At 54.3% G+C, this 22,493-nt stretch carries 12 protein-coding genes and 3 pseudogenes; 10 read left to right on the forward strand and 5 right to left on the reverse strand.

All coding sequences use genetic code 11. The features are described 5' to 3' along the window. Positions 1 to 18 precede the first annotated feature (18 nt). The 4 genes and pseudogenes from RBB62_RS20335 to RBB62_RS17260 all read left to right on the forward strand — a co-directional run. Positions 19 to 217 (forward strand): annotated as a pseudogene (locus RBB62_RS20335) (transposase); the annotation flags it as partial. A gap of 90 nt (positions 218 to 307) precedes the next feature. Continuing rightward, positions 308 to 427: pseudogene (locus RBB62_RS20340) on the forward strand (transposase); the annotation flags it as partial. A gap of 167 nt (positions 428 to 594) precedes the next feature. Next, positions 595 to 981 (forward strand): annotated as a pseudogene (locus RBB62_RS17255) (transposase); the annotation flags it as partial. Positions 982 to 1,112: 131 nt separating this feature from the next. Continuing rightward, positions 1,113 to 1,343 carry a PEP-CTERM sorting domain-containing protein gene (locus tag RBB62_RS17260; RefSeq protein ID WP_309400377.1) on the forward strand — a complete coding sequence of 77 codons (231 nt, stop codon included), beginning with the start codon at positions 1,113 to 1,115 and terminating at the stop codon, positions 1,341 to 1,343. A gap of 232 nt (positions 1,344 to 1,575) precedes the next feature. On the opposite strand, the gene RBB62_RS17265 is transcribed toward RBB62_RS17260, so the two are convergent. Further along, on the reverse strand, positions 1,576 to 5,271 hold the full coding sequence (locus tag RBB62_RS17265) for an ATP-binding protein (RefSeq protein WP_309400378.1): 3,696 nt from the start codon (positions 5,269 to 5,271) through the stop codon (positions 1,576 to 1,578). Between the two features lie 463 nt (positions 5,272 to 5,734). Here RBB62_RS17265 and RBB62_RS17270 point away from each other — a divergent pair, with 463 nt between their 5' ends. Next, positions 5,735 to 6,622 carry a hypothetical protein gene (locus RBB62_RS17270; protein ID WP_309400379.1) on the forward strand — a complete coding sequence of 296 codons (888 nt, stop codon included), beginning with the start codon at positions 5,735 to 5,737 and terminating at the stop codon, positions 6,620 to 6,622. A gap of 669 nt (positions 6,623 to 7,291) precedes the next feature. On the opposite strand, the gene RBB62_RS17275 is transcribed toward RBB62_RS17270, so the two are convergent. The 4 genes from RBB62_RS17275 to RBB62_RS17290 all read right to left on the reverse strand — a co-directional run bounded on the left by RBB62_RS17275 (position 7,292) and on the right by RBB62_RS17290 (position 13,568). Further along, entirely contained in the window at positions 7,292 to 7,951 is a 660-nt protein-coding gene (locus RBB62_RS17275) for a hypothetical protein (RefSeq protein WP_309400381.1), read from the reverse strand. A 4-nt stretch (positions 7,952 to 7,955) separates the two neighbouring features. Beyond that, positions 7,956 to 11,660, reverse strand: coding sequence for a pilus assembly PilX family protein (locus tag RBB62_RS17280; protein ID WP_309400383.1), 3,705 nt, complete (start codon positions 11,658 to 11,660; stop codon positions 7,956 to 7,958). A gap of 109 nt (positions 11,661 to 11,769) precedes the next feature. Further along, entirely contained in the window at positions 11,770 to 12,252 is a 483-nt protein-coding gene (locus RBB62_RS17285) for a hypothetical protein (protein ID WP_309400384.1), read from the reverse strand. Between the two features lie 251 nt (positions 12,253 to 12,503). Then, the gene (locus RBB62_RS17290; protein ID WP_309400385.1) at positions 12,504 to 13,568 is read right to left on the reverse strand and encodes a LacI family DNA-binding transcriptional regulator; all 1,065 of its coding nucleotides are present in this window, start codon (positions 13,566 to 13,568) and stop codon (positions 12,504 to 12,506) included. Positions 13,569 to 13,741: 173 nt separating this feature from the next. Between RBB62_RS17290 and RBB62_RS17295 the strand changes: the two genes are divergently transcribed. The 5 genes from RBB62_RS17295 (at position 13,742) to RBB62_RS17315 (ending at position 22,461) form a co-directional block, all read left to right on the forward strand. Continuing rightward, positions 13,742 to 14,989, forward strand: coding sequence for a glycoside hydrolase family 2 TIM barrel-domain containing protein (locus tag RBB62_RS17295; protein WP_309400386.1), 1,248 nt, complete (start codon positions 13,742 to 13,744; stop codon positions 14,987 to 14,989). A 24-nt stretch (positions 14,990 to 15,013) separates the two neighbouring features. Further along, the gene (locus tag RBB62_RS17300) at positions 15,014 to 18,466 is read left to right on the forward strand and encodes a hypothetical protein (protein WP_309400387.1); all 3,453 of its coding nucleotides are present in this window, start codon (positions 15,014 to 15,016) and stop codon (positions 18,464 to 18,466) included. Positions 18,467 to 18,489: 23 nt separating this feature from the next. Beyond that, positions 18,490 to 19,884, forward strand: coding sequence for an MFS transporter (locus RBB62_RS17305; protein WP_309400388.1), 1,395 nt, complete (start codon positions 18,490 to 18,492; stop codon positions 19,882 to 19,884). A gap of 7 nt (positions 19,885 to 19,891) precedes the next feature. Beyond that, a complete protein-coding gene (locus tag RBB62_RS17310; protein ID WP_309400389.1) occupies positions 19,892 to 21,391 on the forward strand; it encodes a glycoside hydrolase family 30 protein in 1,500 nt (499 codons plus the stop codon). A gap of 122 nt (positions 21,392 to 21,513) precedes the next feature. Next, positions 21,514 to 22,461: a PEP-CTERM sorting domain-containing protein gene (locus RBB62_RS17315; protein WP_309400390.1), complete on the forward strand. Its 948-nt coding sequence runs from the start codon at positions 21,514 to 21,516 to the stop codon at positions 22,459 to 22,461. The last annotated feature ends 32 nt before the right edge of the window (positions 22,462 to 22,493 follow it).

Raw genomic sequence — 22,493 nt, forward strand, 5'->3', positions numbered from 1 at the left:
GTGTGAGATAGACTTGGGATGCGAGAGAGATACCCAAGTGATTTAACCGACAGTGAATGGTCCTTTCTGGAACCGCTAATCCCCGGCAGGGCGCGCCTTGGCCGTCCTCCCAAGTATTGCAAACGGCAAATCGTGAATGCTATTTTTTACCTAGTGCGCAGCGGTTGCGCCTGGCGGATGCTCCCACATGACCTGCCGCCCTGGCGCATCTGCTACTACTGCTTTATGCTTTGGAAACGTGATGGCATTTGGGAGGGCATCCACGAACGTTTGCGCGAGCTGGTGCGCCTTTCACACGGTAAAAAAAGCTCCAACCGCTGCAATTATGGACTCGCAAAGTGTTAAAACAGCTAATCACGGTGGAATCCGTGGCTATGATGCAGGCAAACGGGTCTTGGGACGCAAAAGACACTTACTCGTGGACACCTTAGAGGGCGTCTAAAAAGTCTGATCGAGTCGGCGAGATGTATTCGGGAGGCAAAATTTCGGCTTCTGAATCGAGGCGAAACCAGTTTCGTCGAGATGAAGAAATGATATTTTGACCCCGAAGATGCTCTCCGGGGAAGACCACTTGAGTTTTTAGACGCCCTCTTAGGGCTGGTCTTGCTGGCGGTCGTCCACCCGGCCAATATTCAGGACCGTGATGGCGCGAAGCTCTTACTGAGTCTCTTGACCAAGCGCTTTGGGTGGCTCAAAATCATCTGGGCCGATGGCGGCTACGCCGGAAAACTCATTGATTGGGTCGCTCAAATAAAACGTCACCGAAAAATAAAACTGTGCATCGTTAAGCGCTCCGATTCAGTAGAAGGATTTGAGCCACTGCCCAAGCGATGGATCGTTGAAAGAACCTTTGCTTGGCTCTCAAAGCACAGGCGATTGGCTAAGGATTACGAGACAAAAACAGACTCATCTGTCGCCATGATTCACATCGCTATGACTCGGCTAATGATTAACAGAATCAAAAACATGAAGACTTTTTAGACGCCCTCTTAGACAGCTAAAGAACAGTCACGGGCTTTTCGATGACGTTGTAACGCGTTCAGTTCATACGGCGCCAGCGAACATACATGACCGACGCCTTGATGAACTCTTCTGCGGTCATTGCAATCCACATGCCCACGATCCCCATCAACATCGATGATGGTGCCGGTGGTGCAGGAGACATCTTTAGTTTATATGTCGACACGAATCATGGCACAACAGGTATCCCGGATGTCGGTGACCTGCGTTATGTTTGGGATGCCTCGGGCACTGCCAGCGCCGTTCCCGAGCCACAAACATACGCGTTGATCGAAGGCGTCGCTGTGCTTGGTTTGGCCTACCTGCGTCGTCGCAAAGCTTAGCCTTTTACCACTACTAAAGTCAGCCTTAAAGCCGGGCAGCGATTCGTCGCTGTCCGGCTTTTTCTGAATCAACAGAAATTAAGGCACAGTGGGACAGGTCTTGGAGCTGAACCTGTTTTCCTATGGGACATGCCTGCATGCGAGGCTTAAATCTGGTGCACTCTTCCGCAGCCATCGAACTGAGCCGCCTTGCCTACCTTTCAATGCTTGCGCAAGTTCGTCTCATCGGAGGTTAATCGAAGTGCCCGTTAGCTTCCTCGACTACCTGGTTAGCTTTTTTCTGAGCTTCGCAAAAAGCGGCGAATTGGATTTCGAACTCTTGAAAATTATCTTCATGCAAGGCATTATGCATTACATCCACGAGGTCAATGAGCTCTTGATTTTGAGTTAAGCGAATAAGGGGGGTCATGTCATGTAGCGTGAGTCGCCCTTTCTCTTCATCCTTTGTGTCGATGACTTCGCGGAGCTGCTCCTGATAATTGTGTAGTGAGGCGCGAAGCTCGATTTCGAGCTTCTTGAGTTTTTCAGGATCATTTCCGGCGATATATTCCATGAGGGAGCGGCTTGGTTTCGGTTCAGTGGAATTTGGCTTTTGCGTGGGCGGAGGGGGTGTCTGATTCTCTGCTCTTGTCTGAATCGCCGTGAGTAGCTGGTCAGGGGTGAAGGGCTTGGGTACGAAGCTGGTGATGCCAGCATGCATTAACTTCTCGTTGTCGAAATCCGCGACGTAGGCGCTCATCGCAATGAGCGGGGTATTTGCTTTTTGTGCTTGGGCTTTGACCATTTCGGCAAATTCGATGCCGCTGGCTCCGGGTAAGTTAATGTCGACCAGAACAAAGTCCCAACTGTGCTCAACGAAAATTTTTAATGCCTCTTCGGCAGAGCCAGCGATGATGGCACGGACGGACTCTCGTTTCAGTAACCCCTCTACAACTATCTGGTTATACTGCTCATCTTCTATGACGAGCGCTTGTAGGCCCGCGAGTGTTTTGCGGCGCTCTGCATCGGGGCGTTTAGGCGCTCTATCTGGTGTGTCAGTGATGCTCAGCTGAATCTGTAGTATGAATCGAGCTCCATTGGTATAGCTTTTATCGAGAGTGAGGGCGCCGTCCAGTATCTTCGTCAAGCGATCGGCAATGCTAAGCCCCAGACCGATGCCTTTTATCTGCGAGTTCATTTGAGAGCCGCGGTTAAACTGTTCGAAGATTCTTTTCTGATCCTCTTCAGGGATACCGTCACCCGTATCTTCAATTTGAAATTCTAACTCTGCAATGCGCTTACCGGTGTCCACCTTTGCTTTGGTTCTTACCGTTACGGATCCATGATGGGTGAATTTGATGGCGTTTGAGGTCAGATTATAGAGGATCTGGCGTAGTTTTCCAATATCGCCAAACAGTTCTGGGCAATCTTCCTCATTGGGAATGACGTATAGCTTAATGCCTTTGTCTTGAGCCATTCGTTGGTGGAGAGAATCGACTTCGTCCAGTAGCGCAGACAGGGAGAACTGGCAATTTTGCAGTCGAATCTGTCCGTTTTCGATCGCGGCGAAATCAAGCATGCCGTCAAGGAGGACCTTGAGGTGCTCGGCTGTGCTGAGCAGGTGCGATATGCGTTTTCGATCTTTGCCCAAGCCATCGTCAAGCAGTAGATGGGCGAGGCCGACGATGCCGTTCATCGGATTGCGAATTTCATGACTCACATTGGCTAGAAAGCGGTTTTTAGCGGTGTTGGCTTGGGCTAGGCGCACGTTGGTCTTTTCAAGCTCCAGAGTGCGACTGCGTACGGCCTCTTCGAGCGCGATGTTTGCCTGTCGAAGGCGTCGGGTGCGGAAGTGCACCAATATGTATGCGAATGCAATGGTGAGCAACAGGTAGAGTAGATAAGCGCTCCAGGTGCGTCTCCAGGGAGGCAAGATTTTAAATGAGTAGCTGGCAACTCCATTGGGTTTTCCGTCAACCAGAGCCTGGACGACAAACTTATAGTCTCCTTCCCGTAGGTTTGTGAATTCCTTAAGGGTGTTGGGGGATGGCGAACTCCACTGGGTGCTTTGGCCGAGTAGTCGGGTTTGGTATGTGACTGGTTTGTTGCCGTAATAGGGAAGTGCAAAATCGAATTTCGCCAGCGATACTGGGAACTTGAATTCGTTGCTCACTTCTGAAGGCCGACCATTGATTTGAGCGGTTGTGATTATGGGGGTGTGCTTGGAAAGGGTGTGATCATCTTGATCGAAATTTTCGCAAATGATGCCACCGCTGCCTCCTACCCAGACGCGGGAGTTTACTTCGTCCACGATTAGGCAATGTATTTGATCGAGGCGATTGATGCCGTCGGTAGGGATACCCTCAAAGTGTGCCGGTTGATCGAAATCGGGCCAAGTAATTTTGCTAAAGGCGTATTGGCTGTCCTTCGCGTTGTACATAAGCCAGAGAGTATTGCTTGGGCCCTGGTAGTAGTTGACTGCATAAGGGTCCATGCCGAGAGAATCCGGTGTGCTAGACATGCGTTGCCACGCGTGAGCTCCGTTAGCCTTTTGGAATATGCCAGCATCACTTAATAGAACCAAGCCGGCTGGCAGTTTAGCGAAGTAAGCCCAGCGGATCGTTTCGGGGAGCGAAGCGGCGTTGAGAGGGGTGGCTTCGATCTTTTGCGAGGAGAATAGCTGATCAGCAGGGATGGATAGTGGACCATAGTTAAATGAGCCTGCATATATTAATCCTTCGTGCTCAATGAAGCTCCAAAGTGGTCCGGGGGCGTTGATCAAATTCAAAATTTCTAACTGGTCGCCTTTCCAGGCAGTTAGGTGGGCGTTGCGTAGTTCTGTAATGGCGATGTAGTCTTTGCCATTGTGTTGAAGTGGGGCGGAGTAAATGCCGTCCTGTTCTGTATTCAGCGCTCGCTTGAGCTGACCATCAATCAGGAGCGAGTAACCGTCCTTATCTGAAATAAGGGGACCCTTGGGGGTATTCAGGATGTACCAAATTGGGGAGTCCTTGGCTCCGATGGATTGCCAGTTCGACCTCAAGGACTGAGCTGTCGGGAAATCCATTGTTTTGCAACCATTAGCGGTGCCAGCAATCAGCTGGTTGTCCCAGATGCTCAGGCTGTAAATTATGTTTGAGTCGAGGCCGTTACGGCTATCGATCATCATGTAGCTGGATTGGATTTCGATCAGGCTGACACCGATTTCGTGTGAGGCCCAGATATTGCCGTCTGTGTCTTCGAATATATTGAAAACCAAATTGCTAATCAGACCATCTTTTTCGGAGATTTGTCCCAGGTATTTGCCATCGGGAGAGAGGATTAAAATACCGTAGTTGTGCGTTGCGCAGAGGATTCGTCCATCACGTGTTTGAATCATGTCATAGCAGAGCGTATTGCTTAACAAATCCTTGATTTCGGATTCCCAGGGAACGTATTGTCCATTCTCGATTTGAAAGAGGCCTTTGCGGAAAGAGCTGAAGAGCTGTTCGTTTTCCTCCAGCGTGATGACTGAATTGACGCGTGGCGCGCCTTCCTCGGATTGGGGAATCAGAGTGGTGAATGCGCCATCTTTGAACTCCATTAAGCCGACACCAGATTGACTAATGTAGGTTGTGGAGCCGTCGAAACAGCCTGTCAGTCGATACTGACTGGGAAGCGCGTGAAGTTGAATCTCTCCGCTTTGATAAACGATCAGCGATTCTTGTGCGAAGGCAAAAAGTGCATCATCAGAAACAACGATATTCCAGATCTCACCTATTAGACCGGGAGGGTAGTCCAGCTTATCGAGCATGGGGACATACTCGTTGAACTTGCCGTCCTCTAGTGTCACATAACCGAAGGCTTCCGTGCCACAAACCCAGATTATATCTTTGGACTCGACCCACAGATCGTGCGCGGCAAAGGGGAGCTCGAAGAGTGTCCAATTTACGCCATCGTACTGGAGCAACCCGTCGTCATTTGCGATGTAGATTCGCCCGTCAGGGCCTTGTCCAGATGACCAGTTGTTGCCGCTGGTATGATAGTCTGACGAGGTAAATGACTGGATTGGTAAGGACCCTACGAGAGCGTCCCCCCAGGCTGTAGGCGCTAAGCATAAAATAATAATCCACCCAAATTTGAGGGATGCCTTGGCTTGGTTTGAGGCGGTTTGCCGATTAAATGTAAGTAGTGATCTCAAGACGGGATTGCTAGGGAATTAACTCCAAACAAACCGCATAATCATGAAAAAAGCAATAGTATCCATCCTCCGTACGGTTGTCTATAACGTTGGTTTCCGTTCTTCTCCGAGCGGTGAAAAAATTCAGACCAAGGCTTACCCAACCTTCCCGACCGAAGTATAACCCCGCTACAACTATTGCTACTTTACGTGTCGTCATCCGTTGGATGACGGCACGATTATATTAAGAACAATGAAAGTAAATCTCGCGCCATTTAAATTCCGGGATGTCATGGTGAACGCAGGCGGTCCAGTTAAGACTGTCGACGTTGGTGCCGAATCCATTTTCGGGCGCGAGCAATACTCGGCAGCCGCCTATTTAAAGGATGAACTGAGGTTGGATTGCGATTTGCCTGATGGGGTAGGCTCTGCCAATGACCCTACGACTGCCAAGTTTCGCGCCGTATCAGAGGCTCTTGAGCGGTGGGCATTTCGACAGTGCAAGCTTGAGGAGCCAGTCACTTACGGATTTGATTACGATCCCACAACGAATGGCATGGGTGCCTATCCTGGGTTATTCAGTAAGGATGCAAGGCAATCCGCCGAACGCGAGGCCATCGAGCGCCATGTGCTCATTCTTTGGTGGGAAGGCTACCTTGAGTGCCATTTGCTAGGTGATCCCTTTCCGGGCGTGAGGGCTATCCGCATTGAAAACCCATTCAGCGAGCATGAGGTGGTGCTGTTATGGCAATTCCTGAACGAACGCTTTTACACCTATGGGTTTGGCTTGGCGGCCAACGTCAATGAGGCATGCTGGCGAGCCGGGGTGGAAATGCATCGTTTATCTGGGGTCATCGGTGAACACTACCAGAAGTATGACAACTTGGATTTGGATTACATCAATCAGGCCAAGCACCTTTTTGAGAAGCGGACTTTGTTCTTTTCGCGGCCAGAGGGTTTTGTGAATTTGCTTAAACGGGTGGAGAGTCACCCAGAGCATGTGTACTGCTCCAAACCAGTCACCCTGATTGATCGCAAGGTTTCTGGCCCGTGGGATCAATACGTTACCGTGTGGCGTGTGGTCTTTGAGCAGCCTAGTCGGGAGTTTATTAACGATCGGGCAGATTATTTTTTCTGGTGAGCATCGCTAATCGCTTCATCCAACGCGTTGCGTGAGTTGCTGCGGCTTCAATCCTGTCCAGAGGGGGGGGGAGGAGAGGTCGAAAAAACTGTGAAAGAACGCATGGGAATTCCCGGCAAAGAGCGGGTGTGCTTTTCGCAGAGAGTGTGGCGCATCGCGTGGCTTATGCGTTGATTACCCATCAGCGGTTTACCCAATGGGTTTATCTCTGGAGGCGGCGGTGCGCTGGGGTTGCCGCGTCATCCGTGACATCGATGCGTGCGCATCGCCAGCGTTCTTCTGGAGGGAGAGAACGGCGTTTAAAGCCTCGGGGCGTCGCAGAATGGATTTTATCGCGAATGGGCTCCGATAGGGCTACGGTGCGGTGCATCTTCGGATGGGCGGGACTGGGGCGATAGGAGGCATCGCCCCAGGGAGCTAAATTAGGTGTTCGTGGGTCATGGGAAAACTTCAGTTGAGGTGGCGGTTTCGAGTGCTAAATCCATTATCAAGAGCGGCATTGCGCTCCATGATGCTGGATTTTTTATCTTCCTTTGAGAGTGATCAATTAAACACTATCATATTTGCCGCTCAGGCCAAATGAAAAAGTGCACGCTTGAGCATTTTAATAGTGACTGGCTCTCAGTATTAACTTCGGTTGGCAATCAACGGCTTACGCGCTGAAGTGCTCTAGGTCAGCCTGATGCGGCGAATCTGCGGATTTCCGTGCTGGTCCTGGAAGATGATGCAGAAAATTTTCATCGAAGGCGAGAGATACCACGAGCTGGTGGAAAATACACGACCGTGGCCATTGATTTCCGCTGCGAAAGCGACACCGTCATTAAAGGGCTGCTCTTTGCGAGTCAGCGGGACGACGCTACGGTCGTTCGATTCGACGAGCACTTGCTTGGGGCCGAGCCGGATGATGACTGGCTCCTGAAGGTAGTTGCAAATGTATACGGAGCCTGCGGGGAACGCTCGGGTTGAGTCATCGAGTAGCTCATAGCGATAGGCTGGGCCATTGGCTGTGTTTGTTGCCTTGAGCAGCACGATCACATCGCCTGAGTTTTCTGAAAATTGCAGGACAAGGTTGGGTGTCTTTTCTTCGTTGGGCGAGGGGGCCTGGGCGTAAAGCGCAAGCTCTCGCGTGGCTGGAATAGGGTATGGCTGAGAAAAGCTGGAGAGCGAAACTGGCACGGTTTCTACCTTGCCCTCGTGGATGAATTCGAGGCTCGTGAGGCCAGGGATTTGTGAGAGGCTGACTACGCGAAATGTGTCCGCCAAGGCTGAGGAGCAGAGGCTGCTCAACGCCACGCAGCAGACGGCGAAAGTGTGAAATGAAAATGGCATGGGGCTAAACTTCGTCTTCGGAGAGCCAGCGGAAGCTAATGATTTGAAACTTACGGCCAAAGATGGCAGCGGGTGAATTGGCCTCTGGGCTTTCCCAGGGCTCGGGGCTTGTTGTTGCAGCGCTATCGACATAGTCGGGATTACGCTGCACGACGGCTTCGCACCAAGCCTGGGTTACATTGCCATTTACATCGCGCACATCGCCGTAGGAGCGGATGAGAAACGTCTCCGAGCGTGCACTGAGGACTGGCATAATCGGCTTGAGCAGCTCGGCCTGGGTGATGTATCCGGGGAGGCCCTCGTTGCGGTCGCCCAAAAGCGCATCCGGGGAGGGCAAGCCTGTGGCAAGGGCGACATCGGTTGCGGTAATTTCATTGGAATCGAAGCGTGCGAGCAGGGCATCTTTAAGCGCAGGGTCGTCTGCCGTGGTGTTGAGCCCACTGGCGTCGATGGCAGCCTGTACGGTGCCGGCGCGGTTGTAATCGTCGCGCGTGGATATTTCGCGATTGAAAAACTGGCCGAGTGAGAGGAAGGGGCCACGTGCCTTGACTTGCGCGACAATTTTCTTTGCGAGGTCGTGGATTTGCTCATCGGTTAGCGCACGGAAGCCGCTCCAGAGTGCGGCGTTGGCCGATTGGTAATTGCCGGACTGGCTTTCTGCGGAGGTTCCGGCGGGGAATGTTTTGGATATGATCGGCGTGCGCTCGACATCACTGGCTTCGGCCAAGGCGCCAGCGTTGAGGTCGTTATACATAACGGCTTGGCCGCGGGAGGCGGAAAGCATCGCAGCCCAGGCATCAACGGAAGTTGAGTTGATATTGAAGGCACCTTCGACGGCCAGAAAGGCTGCCAGGCGAAGGTACTCCTCGCCCGGCACCTCATGGACTTTATCGGCAATGGACTCGAGGCTTTGGCCTTCGCTTTGCATCACCGAGTAAGCAGGATTAATGCTGGACTTATCTCCGGCCAGAAAGTCATCGAGGCGTTGGCTGGCGGTCTTGTTGTTCTCGGCGAAGGGGCCGCCATTATTGGCGAGTCCGCTGAAGTAGTAGCGGTTGAAGAGGACTTCGTTGAGGAAGTAGGAGCGATCGACATTGTAGCCGCCGTTCCAGACTTCATCTTCGGCGAGCATGGGATGCAGGTAGCCATTGCCAACGGCGCGGTTGTAAACGGGCCCCATGCTGCGGCGTCTGGGATCGCTGGGTGAGAGCTCGCTGGGTGGCGTTTGATCGCTTTGATAATTGGTGTAGCGATAGACAAGGTGGTCGTAATCGCGGCCGAGCGGCGCGTGCTCCAACTGGCCGAGGGACAGCGGCTGGGTGACGGGCAGTTCCTTGGCGACGTTGGAGTAAACCAGGTCTGCGCCGGAGCGGAAAAACGCACGCTCGGTGCCGGGATCAAATTGAAGGTAGTCGCCAGAAGCAGTGGCGCTCTCGAACTCGAAGCGAAATGGTGCGATGGCCAGCGCGGCCTCATCAACATCTTCCGTGTAATAGTAGGCGTTGGCTGGATCGGTGAATAGGCCCGGCTTGCCCAGACCGTTGTCCTCATCAAAGGCGCGCGTGTCGAAAGTAAGAGTAAATACCGGCGCCAAGCCGGTGAAGTCGCCATTGGCGTCGAGGATTCTGGGCAAAGTCGCGAAGTTGATGGTTTCGTCGTGGATGTATTCTTCGGGCAGATACGCGGACGTGAGCGGGTCTTCGCTGTTGATGTGGAATACACCAGCCTGCTGACGATTGCCGCCCTGGCCGCCAGCGTTTACCTTGAAAAGGAACTTGCTCTGGTCCTGGTCGATGCGGACATGAATCTTGCCCGAACCGGTGGCAAAGAGCTTGGTGTCGTGCCACGCCATTTCGTTGGGCTGCTCGACACTGGGGAGTAGCAGCGGTGAAAAGAGGCCCATAATACTTTCGCTGAAATTGCGGGTCGTCTGTTGCATGCGATTGGCGTTGCCAGCTGCGGCGTCGCCCCAGAACTTGTCACGCTGAATCCACTCTACCCAGAGCTTTTCCTCATACTCATCCTTGATGAGTGGAACCTTGCGCAGTGTGACCAGACGCATTTCGCCCGGTGGAATAGTGACGGATTCTTCGAGTTCGAAATTGGAGCTGTTGAGTGAGATGATTTCGCCCACGTAGAACCAGAAGATCTGGTTGAAGTCTTTGTAGGTGTTACCGTTGTCGAAGGAGAACTCCACGTTCGGCAAGGAGGGGAGGAAATTGATCGCGGCGGTCTTATCCTTTTTCATGTGAATTGCCACATTGTAGGGATTCCAAATGTAGTAGATTGGGTTGACCATCAGATACACTATCTGGTCGTTGCTCTGATAGTCTGTGTTGGGGCGATTGGCTTCAGGGTAGTCGGGGTTTTTGTTGTGCTTGCCGTCGAGGTATTGATCTTCGGCCGTATAGGGTAGCCCGTCATAGGTGTTGTAGCCTTTGTAGAGTGAGAACACGTATTGGTAGCGGACCACGACTGGCAGTGGCGCGTCGCCCTTTTTGTCTGGTGCCAGAGAGTCGAAGGTTTCGACTCGGGCGTCGAGGTAGTCGATGACGGGCGCGCCAGAAGCTTGCTTCGTCAGCATCTGGTAGCGGTTGTGGAAGCGCTGGACGTAGTCCCAGGTCGGCCCGCTGACGATGGGTGCGTTTTCTGGGCCGAGGGTGAAGATCGGGGCTGGGTCGCTGTCGTCATCGAGGAAGGTTTCGGGCAGTGTGTTTTGCGAAAAGGCGAGGCTCAGGTCCTGGCGGAAGCCGCCTTGGGCGGTGTCAATGAGCATGCCGTGGCCGTAGGGCGTGAGGGAGTGGAATTTGCCAGCATAAGCGTCGGCGTTGCCCAGTTGGCGAACGCTGGCAAGCTTGAGGATGTCGTTGCTAAAAAGGACGGACTGATCGATGTCGGTTTCGGTCAGCGTTTCCCAGTTTTCCACGGCGCGGAGATTGGCGCGGCTGTTGGAAGTGAGGGCGTTGATCTTGTCGATGCTTTGCACGGGCGCGTCAGTGTCGTCGGCATGGACGTTGGCTTTGACGCCTTCATCGCCCACCCAGTAGGCAAAGCCGCTTTCGCGCCAGGAGTCATCGGCATTTTGAATCGTTTCGCGCGGCGCATAAACGTAGCCTGCTTCATAGTCGGTTCCCGAGCCGACGGTGCCCGGGCCGACGAGCTGGATGGCGTTGGCGGAGCTTTCATCAAAGCTTTTGGCGACGTTGAGCAGGTCTTCGCCGGTGAGCGTGCTGTCGCGGAAACCGGAAACTAGCCAAGCGCGGAAAAAGTCGGGTTTGCCGTCGGAGTTCTCGTTGAGGGTGGGGGAGTCCGAGCGATCGGAGGCGGCGTCCCATTGGAGGCTGCTCCAAGCGCCGGTCCAGTATGGTTGCTTGACGTTGGCTTCGCCGTTGGTGTCGTCGAACTCTGGAGTTTCGGGATTGATGTCGAGGATTGCTGCGTTGGCGGAAATGGCTTGGTCGGGGCCAAGCTGCTGCTGGAGTTGGCCAATGGCGAGTTGGAGGCCAAAGAGGGCGTTTTGCCGCGCAAGCGCCTGCTCCTTGGTGTGGATTTCCGTGCTGAGCTCGACGCGCACAAGCGTCGCCATCGAGATGACCAGCAGGATGATGAAAGACATCAAACTGAGCGCGATGACCAGCGCAAAGCCACGTTGAGGACTCTGGTGTGAAGGGGCGCTTGAGGGGGAAGCTTTGGGGGAGGGGGTGTTCATCGCGGGGTATTGCAATGCCTTATATATCGGACGTGTGGGGAAAGCCTAAAGAAAAGTGCGCGGCTTGTCGTTACTATTGTGACAACAAGCCGCGCCAGGTGTTAGGGAATTAAAGTGCTTCGAATTCGACGACGGTGATGCGCTGCTTGGCGGCATCGGCTGGGCGCCAGAACCAGCCCTTGGTGTCCCAAGTTTGGGCAAAGGACAATTCGCCAACGAGCTTCTTGTAGTCGGCGACTGCCTTGGCGGACTCACCCTTGGCTTCGTAAGCTTGGCCGCGAATGTAGAGGCAGGTGCCGACATCGTTCAGCGCCCACTTGGAAGAAGCGGTTTCGGCGGGAGCTGGCTCGGTGAGCGAGGCCTGCATTTCGGCGGCTTGGGCGGCATACATCTCGATGCACTTGCTGGTGTAGTCGATCGCGAGGTCGTATTGCTTTTGGCCGAGTGCTTCCCACGCCTTGGTGGTCAGCGTTTCGGAGCTGAAGTTGCCGTAATCGGGTTTCGGAGCGTCTTGTGCGGACGCGGAGAATGCAAACAGGATGCTTGCGAGCGTGAGGAGGAATATGGATTTCATCGGGTAACTGCGGTTCATGGAAATTAACTGTGATTTTTAAAAGGCAAATGGTCAAGTTTAATAATTCAATTTAATGCAACTTTTGTGGAATTGCATGCGAATTGTAGCAGTGGGCATTGTATTAAATCGTTGTGCAACAGCGTTGAGCGTGGGATTGGCGCTATTTTGCCAGTGTGGGTATTTGCGGGGCGTATACCTTGCGTGTATTTACGCCATGAGCCGCAAACTCAATGCGGCTCATGTTTGGAAGGCTGGGGTTGTGCGTTGAATTACAAATCGTGCGAGCGTGGCTTCTGAATGGTCAGTCCGTCTAGAAGCTGGCAGCCCATGAGGATGTGCTGTGACGGGCCGAAGCGCTTCTTGAGCAGATCGTTGAGCCGCTTGGCCGCCGCGTAGCCGATATTGCGGTACGGGATTTGGATAGTGCTCAGGTCGGGGGTCTCTCTGGGGGCCGGAATGCCGTCAAAGCCAGTTATGGAAACGTCTTTTGGCGTTTTGATGCCGCGCTTTTTCAGTTCGCGAATGAGGTCGTAGGCTTGGTGGTCGGCAGCGCAGACGTAGGCGGTGACGCCGTCGCGAATGCGTTCCGCCGCCAGGTCGAAACTGTCATTCAGGGAGACGATGTTGCGCGGTTGGGCGTTGATTAGATCGCGCTCATGGATGGGTAGGTCGAGCTGCGTCATTTTCTCGGTGTAGGCCCCGAATCTGCGCAGAGACCAGCTGGCTTCGGTGGGGTAGGCCTTGGTGTAAAAGCCGATCCGCCGATGGCCAAGTTCGTAGAGTTTATTGATGAGCAGGGAGACGCCTTGGTAGTGGTTGACGTCCACGCAGTCGAGTTCGCCGGAGTTGCGTTGCTCGACCAGGGACACGCATGGCATGCGAATCAGCAGCTCGTCGATCACTGGCTTGGGAAATGGATAAAGTAGGAGCAGTCCGGACCAGTGGCGGCCGACGGTGCTGAACAAATCTTTGTATTGCGGGTCGTCGATGGACTCGATGTCGGGGTCGACAAAATGCACGGACACGCCGACTTTCGCCAGCTGGCAATACTCCGAAACGCCCTTCAGTAGCAGTCGTCCGGGGCTCTCGTAGTCCATGCGGTGATACTCCTCTTCCTTGGAGCAAATCAGCACGCCAAAGATCGGGCGCGTGCGTTTCGTGCCCGTTCGAGAAGTGCGCATCGAGATGTGGTTGTAGCCCATCCGTGACGCCAGCTCGAATACGCGGGCGCGCGTCTCGGGGTTGATGCCGGGGTGGTTCGTGAAGCAGCGGGATACGGTTGCACGAGACAAGTCCAGGGCGTCGGCAATTGCTTGCTGATTGATCTTTTCCATATAATATAAAGGTATGCCGCGTTTCTGAACTATTCTGCGATTTAATGCAACAAAATCATTTTACAGCCTTGACACTTTCAAATGCAATTCTATGCAATTTAAGCATGAAGCAAAACTTGTTGCATCGGTTATCCCCCCGTTCATCTGTTTTCTCCCTGGCTATCGCAGCGTTAATGAGCGCTGGCACCCTCTTTGCCGGTAGCGATGTGAAGATTGAGAAGACGGCTCCTCACAAATTTGAATTGCGCGTGGACGGTCAGCCGTTTTTCGCCAATGGCGTAGGTGGCTATAATAATTTGCCTATGCTCAAAAAGATGGGCGGCAATTGCTTCCGCACGTGGGGCATTGAGTCGCTGGAAGAGCGGATCGACGGCAAACCGCTGCTCGACTACGCCGAGAGCCTGGGCTTGAAGGTCGTAGTCGGCATCTGGATCGGCCACGAGCGTCATGGCTTCGACTACACCGACGAAAAGCAGCTCCGCAAGCAGCGCAAGGATGTCGAAAACGCCGTGCGCAAATACAAGGACCATCCTGCCATCCTCATGTGGGGCCTCGGCAATGAAATGGAGGGCCCGATCTCTGACGGCAGCGAAATTCGCATTTGGAAGGAGCTCAATCGCCTCGCCAAGATCGTTAAAGATGAAGATCCGGATCATCCGGTGATGACCGTCATTGCCGGCATCGGCGGCCACAAGGTGAAGAACATCATCGAGTATTACCCGGAAATTGACGTCCTTGGCGTCAATGCCTACGCGAGTGCGCCAGGCGTGGGCGGTGGCCTCGTTGAGCAGGGCTGGGAAAAGCCGTTCATGCTGACGGAGTTTGGACCGAGTGGCCACTGGGAAGTCGGACACACCTCGTGGGGCGCGCCGATTGAGCCCACCAGCCGCGAGAAGGCCGCATCTTATTTTGCCACGCAAAAGCGCGTGATCGAAGAGGGCCAGGGCCTCTGCCTGGGGAGTTTTGCGTTCCTCTGGAGCCACAAGCAGGAAACCACCGCCACTTGGTATGGCATGTTTTTGCCGTCCGGTGAAAAGCTCGGCTCGGTCGATGCCATGAGCTACGCGTGGAACGGCGAGTTTCCCGACAACCGCAGCCCTAAGCTCATTTCTCTTTCCTCCCCGGCGGACCAAAAAAGGGTGAAGCGTAATTCAGTGCAGAAGGCACAAGTTGAAGTGCGGGACGCCGAGGGGGATCCTCTTAAAATCGAATGGGTCGTGACGGCCGAGAGCACCGATCGCCAAACGGGCGGTGATCATGAAACCACACCGCCCTCGTTCCCCAATCTGATCAAGCGCAATGGTGGCGAGTCCGTCGAATTCCGTGCGCCGTCCAAGTCGGGGCCATACCGCCTATTCGTCTACATCCGCGACAACGCAGGGGGCGCCGCCACGGCAAATTTCCCCTTCTACGTTGAGTAAGCCCACGACGGAACCCCTCAGACCATGATTACCGAAACCATTCCCGCCGCCCAGGTTGGGGCGGAGCCGCTTGCGACGCATGCCGACGCCAATGAGCCCCAAACCGTGACTATCGATGGCGATCGCTTTGTGGCGATTGATAACGCCGAGCAGATGCCGCCGTTTTTTCTGACGATGGTCAGTGCAACGAATCATTGGTTTTTCGCCAGTAGCCAGGGAGCGTTAACCGCCGGTCGCGGTTCGCCGGACACCGCGCTGTTTCCCTACTACACGGTGGACAAGATCATGGATAACTGGAACACTACGGGACCGCAAACCGTGGTCCAGATCGAGGGCGTGCGTTGGGAACCGTTCATGCCTTACGCGGAGCGGCAGTTCACGATTAGCCGTCGTTTGCTGAAGAGCTTTAACAGTGACTCACTGGTCTTTGAGGAGACGAACCACACCTTGCAATTGCGCTTTAGCTACCGCTGGCGCACGAGTGAAAAATTTGGCTTTGTCCGGACCGCGACCATCGTCAACTTGGCTACGGAAGAACGTGAATTGGCGGTGGTCGACGGTTTGGAAAATTTTCTCCCTGCCGGTCTCGATGAACGCACGCAAAATGTCTACAGCTGCCTAGGCGACGCCTACAAGTTGACTGAGATTGACGCCGCCACGAGCTTGCTCGTGCATCGCATGGCGTCTGGGCTGACCGATGAAGCCGCGCCGATGGAGGTGCTGCGGGCAACGACTGTTTGGTCTCACGGCTGGCCGGAGAGCTCGGTTTTTGGCCAACGTAAGTCTGCGCTGCAATGGCTCGAGGGCGAAGACCCCGCCGAGCCAATGCAGATTCGTGCGACGCGTGGCGCTTACTATAATGCCGGGCGCATGGTACTCGCGCCGCGTGAGCAAGCGGCATGGCGCCAGGTGGCGGAGATTCAGCAAACCCAGGCACAAGCGGCAACTTTGCGCGCGCAACTCTCGGCGCCGGATGCGTTGTGGGAATCCGTTTGCGAAGACATCGATCATGGCAGCCAAAAGCTCGAGGAGTTGATCAGCTCGTCCGATGGTTGCCAGCTAACGGCTGACTCCGCGTATTGCGCGCATCACCGCTCGAACGTGTTGTTCAACATCATGCGCGGTGGCGTCTTTGCCGATAATTATAACATCGACCGCGAGCTACTGAAGCAATCGATTCGCAGCTTTAAGCGCGAACTTTGCGATGCAGAGTTGGCGTGGTTGGATAAGCTGCCTGAGGCAATTGGCTATCCGGATTTAATTGCCCAAGCGCGCCAGGGAGCGAGCGCGGATTTGTTGCGTTTATGCCAGGAGCATCTGCCGTTGATCTTTAGTCGTCGTCATGGCGACCCGAGCCGACCTTGGAATAAGTTTAATATTCAGACCAAGGACGCGCAGGGTCGCGATGTGGTTGGATTCGAGGGCAACTGGCGCGACATTTACCAAAACTGGGAGGCGCTGGCTTACAGCTTTCCACATTTCAACGAAGCTTTCCTGCGCAAGTTCCTCAATGCATCGACGGCCGATGGTTACAACCCATACCGCATCACCGCGCGCGGCGTGGATTGGGAGAAGCCGGACCCGAATGATCCTTGGGCGTCGATTGGCTATTGGGGCGATCATCAACTGATTTACTTGCTGAAATTCCTGGAGTTTGCCGAAAGCTTTGATGGGGATGGCTTCCGGGCGATACTGCAAGAGGCGGGCCTGGTCTTTGCCGATGTGCCTTACGAAATTAAGTCGTTTGCCGAACTGGCCCGTGACCCGAACCATTCGATTCATTTTAACGTGGAGCGGGACGCCGCCATCGCTCAACGCGCCGCCAAGCGTGGGGCCGATGGTAAGCTGGTGCACGATGCGAGCGGCGAGCTGCGCCATGCCGGCTTCATGGAAAAGCTGCTGATTCCGGCGCTGGTGAAGCTCGGAAATTACTGCCCGAATGGTGGCATCTGGATGAATACGCAGCGTCCCGAGTGGAACGATGCCAACAACGCGCTGGCAGGGTGGGGGCTCTCGATGGTCACGACCGCCTACCTGTATCGCTACCTGCGCTTTTTGCAGGGCTTGGTCACCGAGCATACGGCGTCGTATTTATGTAGTGAGGCAGTGGCGGAATTCCTCGCCTCGCAGACGGATCTGTTTACTGCCGATGCCAATGCCTGTGGGCATGATGACGCGCAGCGTTATCTACTGCTGAGCGCGCTGGGAGAGGCTGGTGAGCAATACCGCACACGGGTTTATGCCGGTAACTTTGGATCGCAAAGTAAAATTGATTCGCACACGATTGCCGTGTGGATTGAGCGTGTGCTGGCGCACTTGGAAACTGCCTTGCGTGATAGCCAACGCAACGACGGGCTCTACCATGCCTACAATACCTTGCTCCTCGATGTGGATGCACAAATGGCGACCGTTGAGCATCTTGGCGAAATGCTCGAAGGGCAGGTCGCTGTGCTCAGTGCCGGCGTGCTGTCGCCGCAGGAAAGCATTGCGGTGCTAGAATCCTTGCAAGCGAGTCGCTTGTATTGCCCGCGCCGCAACAGCTACATCCTGTATGCGGATAAAGAGTTGCCGGCGTTCCTCGATATGGGACGGGTGGCTATGGAAGATGCGAAGGCGATTCCGCTGCTAGCGCAGATGTTGGAGCAGGGCGAGCGCTCACTGATAGAGGAGTCCGATAGCGAAGGTCTTTGCCGCTTCAACTCACGTCTCGCCAATCGCTTTGAATTGGATGAGGTGCTGGAAAGCTTTGCATCGCAAAGTGAGTGGGGAGAAGCCGTTGTTCGCGACCGAAAAGCTGTGCATGCGCTTTACGAAGCGACTTTTAATCACCAGGCTTTCACGGGCCGCAGCGGCTCGATGTTTGCTTATGAAGGCTTGGGCAGCATCTATTGGCACATGGTGTCGAAGCTGATGCTCGCGGTGGCCGAGATTGCCCAGCGGGCCGATACAAGTGGCGACGCTGCTTATCCGGAGTTGGTGCGTTATTACTATGCGGTGCAGGACGGCCTGGGCTTTCGCAAGTCGCCTCATGATTACGGCGCATTCCCCGCTGACGCCTATTCGCACACGCCAGCTCATGCAGGTGCCCAACAGCCAGGCCTGACGGGCATGGTTAAGGAGGGCGTGCTTGCGCGTTTTGCCGAACTGGGCGTCCGCTACGAAGCGCGCGGGATACGCTTTTATCCGCGACTACTGCGCACGGAGGAGTTTTTAACGAAGGAAGACGGCTGCCGCGTGCTGGGCGTAGATGGCGCGCCCCGCGCGTTGAGCGTGCCGAAGCAAGGGCTGCTGTTTACGCTCGCGCAAACGCCGATCATTTATCAACGCACGGAGCGCGAGACGGCGCTGGTGCAAGTTTGCCATTCCGATGGCTCGGTGACGGTTATTCATGACAGTCGTTTGCCACGAGGTGTGGCGGCAGAGATCATCGGCCGGACTGGAGCTATTGACCACGTGGTCGTCAAATTACCCGCGTAGAACTTTACCCCAACAACCACCCCATGAGCGCAAGCGATAAACTGTCGATCCGGGAGAAGGTCGGCTATGGATTCGGCGATACCGCCTCGAACATCTTCTTTCAGTTCGTAAACATTTTCCTGCTGTATTATTACACGGATGTGTTTGGGTTGTCGCCAGCGGCAGTGGGTGTAATGTTCGTAGCTGCGCGATTTTGGGATGCGATCAATGACCCGTTGATGGGCGCAGTGGCCGACCGCACGAATACGCGCTGGGGCAAATACCGCCCGTATCTGCTGTGGATGGCGATTCCGTTCGGATTGATGGGCTATTTGTGCTTTGCGAATCCGGATTTCAGCGAGCTGGGTAAGCTGGTTTACGCCTACGCAACCTACATCGGTCTGATGATGATTTACACCGCGATCAACGTGCCATACTCGGCGCTGATGGGCGTAATGACGCCGAGCTCCGAAGAGCGTACCAAGCTGGCGACTTACCGTTTTGTCGGTGCGTTTTCGGGCACGCTGTTGATCTCGCTGGGCGTGCGTCCGCTGGTGCGCGAACTGGGTGGTGGCGATGAAGCCTTGGGCTTTAAGCTGACGATGGGCCTGCTTTCGGCAGTGGCAGTTATCTTGTTTTTCTTTACCTTTGCCTGGACGAAGGAGCGCGTGAAACCGCAGGCCGACGCGAGTGCGAGCATTGCGCAGGACATCAAGTTTTTGTTTCGTAACAAGCCGTGGATCATCATGGTCATTGCGGCCATTTTGACATTGTCTAACGTGGCCGTACGCGGCGCAGTGACAGCACACTTTTTCAAATACTATGTGGGCGACGATGGCGAGGCGGTGTTCTGGTTTTTGGATAAGACCTCGCTCATGCTGACCTCTGGTTCGATTGCGTTTATCTGCGGCATTTTCCTGACCACGTGGTTCAGCAAAACTTTCGGCAAACGCAACTCTCTGATGGCGCTGACGCTGCTCAATGGCGCGACTTTGCTCGGCTTCTTTTTCATCCCGCCGGACGCCTTTGGCGCGATGCTCGCCGTGAATGCGATTGGCAGTATTTTGGCCGGCCCGACGCCTGCGCTAGTGTGGGCGATTTACACGGATGTAGCCGACTACGGCGAGTGGCGTTTTGGTCGCCGCGCGACGGGCCTGGTTTTCTCCGCAGCGATGTTCGCGCAGAAGATGGGGCTGACAATTGGCGGTGGTTTGTCCGGCTGGATGCTGGGCTACTTTGGCTATGTCGCGAATCAGGCGCAGACACCCGAAGCGATCCTGGGCATACGCTTGCTCTTCTCTATTTTGCCAGGTATTCTGGCGGTCGCTAATGGCTTGATCCTCATCTGGTACCCACTTTCAGACAACGAAGTCGCCGAGATTGAAGCGGAACTCAAAGTCCGCCGTCAAACCGGCAATCCCAACCCTACCTTAGCTTAAAATCACCATGACGAAACTTACCTCACTTATGGCGCTATCGGCGTCGGTCATCCTCACGTCTTCGGGCGCAGCGGCAGATGTGGAAATCTATCAAACAACACGGCAAGGCGACCGCTTGGACAAAGTCGAAGCACAGGCAACAGGCTCCGCTTCCTATACGTTGACTTTAAATCCGGATAAGACTTTTCAGACTTTGGTTGGCATTGGCGGCTCGTTTACGGAGTCGGGGGCGCAGGTTTTGAGCGAGCTTTCCAAGACCAAGCGTGAGCTGGCGCTGCGCAGTTATTTCTCGCCGTCTGGCGCGCGCATTTCCCTGACGCGCACACACATCGCGAGCAGTGATTTTTCCGTGACCAATTACACTTACGCACCGGTGCCGGGTGACAAGGACTTGAAGCATTTCTCGATCGAGCCCGACCATAAGTATTTACTGCCGATGATTAAGGAAGCGCAGGGAATTGCGGGCGCGGAATTTAAAATCCTGTCCTCGCCGTGGACGCCTCCGCCGTGGATGAAGACCAACAACCATTGGAACGGCGGCAACCTGAAGCGCGAATACTACCAGACCTTCTCTGACTATATCGTGAAGTATATCCAAGCCTACGAGGCTGAGGGGATTCCGATCTGGGGCATCACGCCGGCCAACGAACCGCTGGGCAATGGCAACAACTGGGAGAGCGTGCATTTCAGTGCGCACGAGATGAGTAATTTTATAGCCGACTATCTCGGGCCGACGTTGGAAAAGCACGTGCCGGATCTCAAGGTGTGGGCCTATGATCAAAATCGTGGCCATCACCTGGTCGAGTGGGCGGAGGCGATTCTTGGCAACCCGAAGTCGGCCAAGTATGTCGACGGAATGGCGGTGCACTGGTATCAGAGCACGGTGGATGTTGGCGCTGAATCCCTGGACGAAGTCCATGCGAAATTCCCCGATAAGCAGATCCTGCATTCCGAAGGTTGCATCGACGCGATGGGCGACGACGAGGAGATCGGCGTGTGGCTGGAAGACGACTGGTACTGGCGCCCCGAGGCCAGCGACTGGGGCTACATCTGGGCCGCTGACGACGACAAGGTTAACCACCCGAAGTATCGCCCGTTTTACCGCTATGCACGCGACTTGATCGGCGGCTTTAATCACCACTTGGTTGGCTGGGTCGATTGGAACATGTTCCTGAACACGCGGGGAGGGCCAAACCACGCGCGGAACTACTGCTTGGCGCCCATTTTGGTGGACAGTGGTAAAGACTCTTTTTACCGCACACCGCTGTTTTACGCGATGGCGCACTTCAGCCGCTACATGCGACCAGGCGCGAAGCGCATTGAATTAACCGGACACGACGAAACCCTGATGGCGACTGCGTTTCAGAACCCAGACCAGTCCATTGCAGTCGCAGTTTTTAACACCTCGGAAGAGCCCATTAACTACGATCTTTCGTTCTTTGGCCGCGGTAAAAAGACCATCTTGATCCCGGGGCAAGCGCTCCAAACCGTGGTAATCAAGCAATAGCTTAAAGGAAGCAATATATTTTAAAATTGAGGATGTAATTTAATGCAATTAAACTTGACGTGTGCATTAAATTGCGACACTTTCACCTCATAACCCAATACCTCACTGACCCCTCAATACCTATGAAAAAGACAATCATTGCCTTATCTCTCTTTCCATCGCTGTCACTTGTCAGCACGCTGAATGCGGTGGATTACACCTGGACCGGCGCGACGGACACTGACTGGGGCACGGCCAGCAACTGGAGCCCGAGCGGCATTCCAAATCTGAACGGAACTGACAACGCCACTGTTAATGGCGCCACAGTTTACACGGCTGGTGGAGACTTGATTCTCTCGACCGGAAGCACGTTGACCATTCAAGGCAGTGGTAGCTGGGTGCAAGAGGGCGGCATTGCCTGGATTCAAGCTTCCGGCGGCACGCTGACGATTGAAGCAGGTGGCTCGTTTGATACCGGCACCGCAGGTAACTACAACAACACCGGTGCCAATACTCTGAACATTGGCGGTGTGTTTGATGTGCACGGCATTGAATTGTCGCTGGACGATGACTCAATGACGATAAGTGCAGGTGGTAATTTCAGTACGACGGCAAATTTCATCATTAGTGCAGATGCTGCGAATTTCCTCATGACAGGTGGCATTGCCAATACGGCGGAATTTAAGCCAAACGGAACCAGCAACGCCACGATCAACGGAGGTGTGTTTAATGCTTCATTGGTTTCCTTCGATGGTGGCAATGCTAGCAAAATCAATTTGGGCGGCGACGGTCGCCTGAATCTCAGCGGGGGCGATAACTTCCAGGGCATTTTTGCACTAGGTGATGATGACTACGTGAATATCACGTCGTCCACCTCGGTTCTGTTCATCGACAACTTGGACGAAGCAAATAAAGACATCCTGCTGGCCAGTGGTCGTGTGCGGGTGAATGATGTCAACTCTGGTGTCATCGCTACGGCAGTGGATGGGGGCTATGAGTTCACTTCGACTATCCCCGAGCCCTCAACTTATGTCGGTATGATGGGCCTCGCGACTCTAGGCGTTCTCTTGGTTCGCCGTCGCAAGCAATAAGCTTTCTACAGGCAAAGCCGCCAACTTCGGTT

Origin of the sequence: Cerasicoccus maritimus, from assembly GCA_031296935.1 — a bacterium.
Taxonomy (GTDB): domain Bacteria; phylum Verrucomicrobiota; class Verrucomicrobiia; order Opitutales; family Cerasicoccaceae; genus Cerasicoccus; species Cerasicoccus maritimus.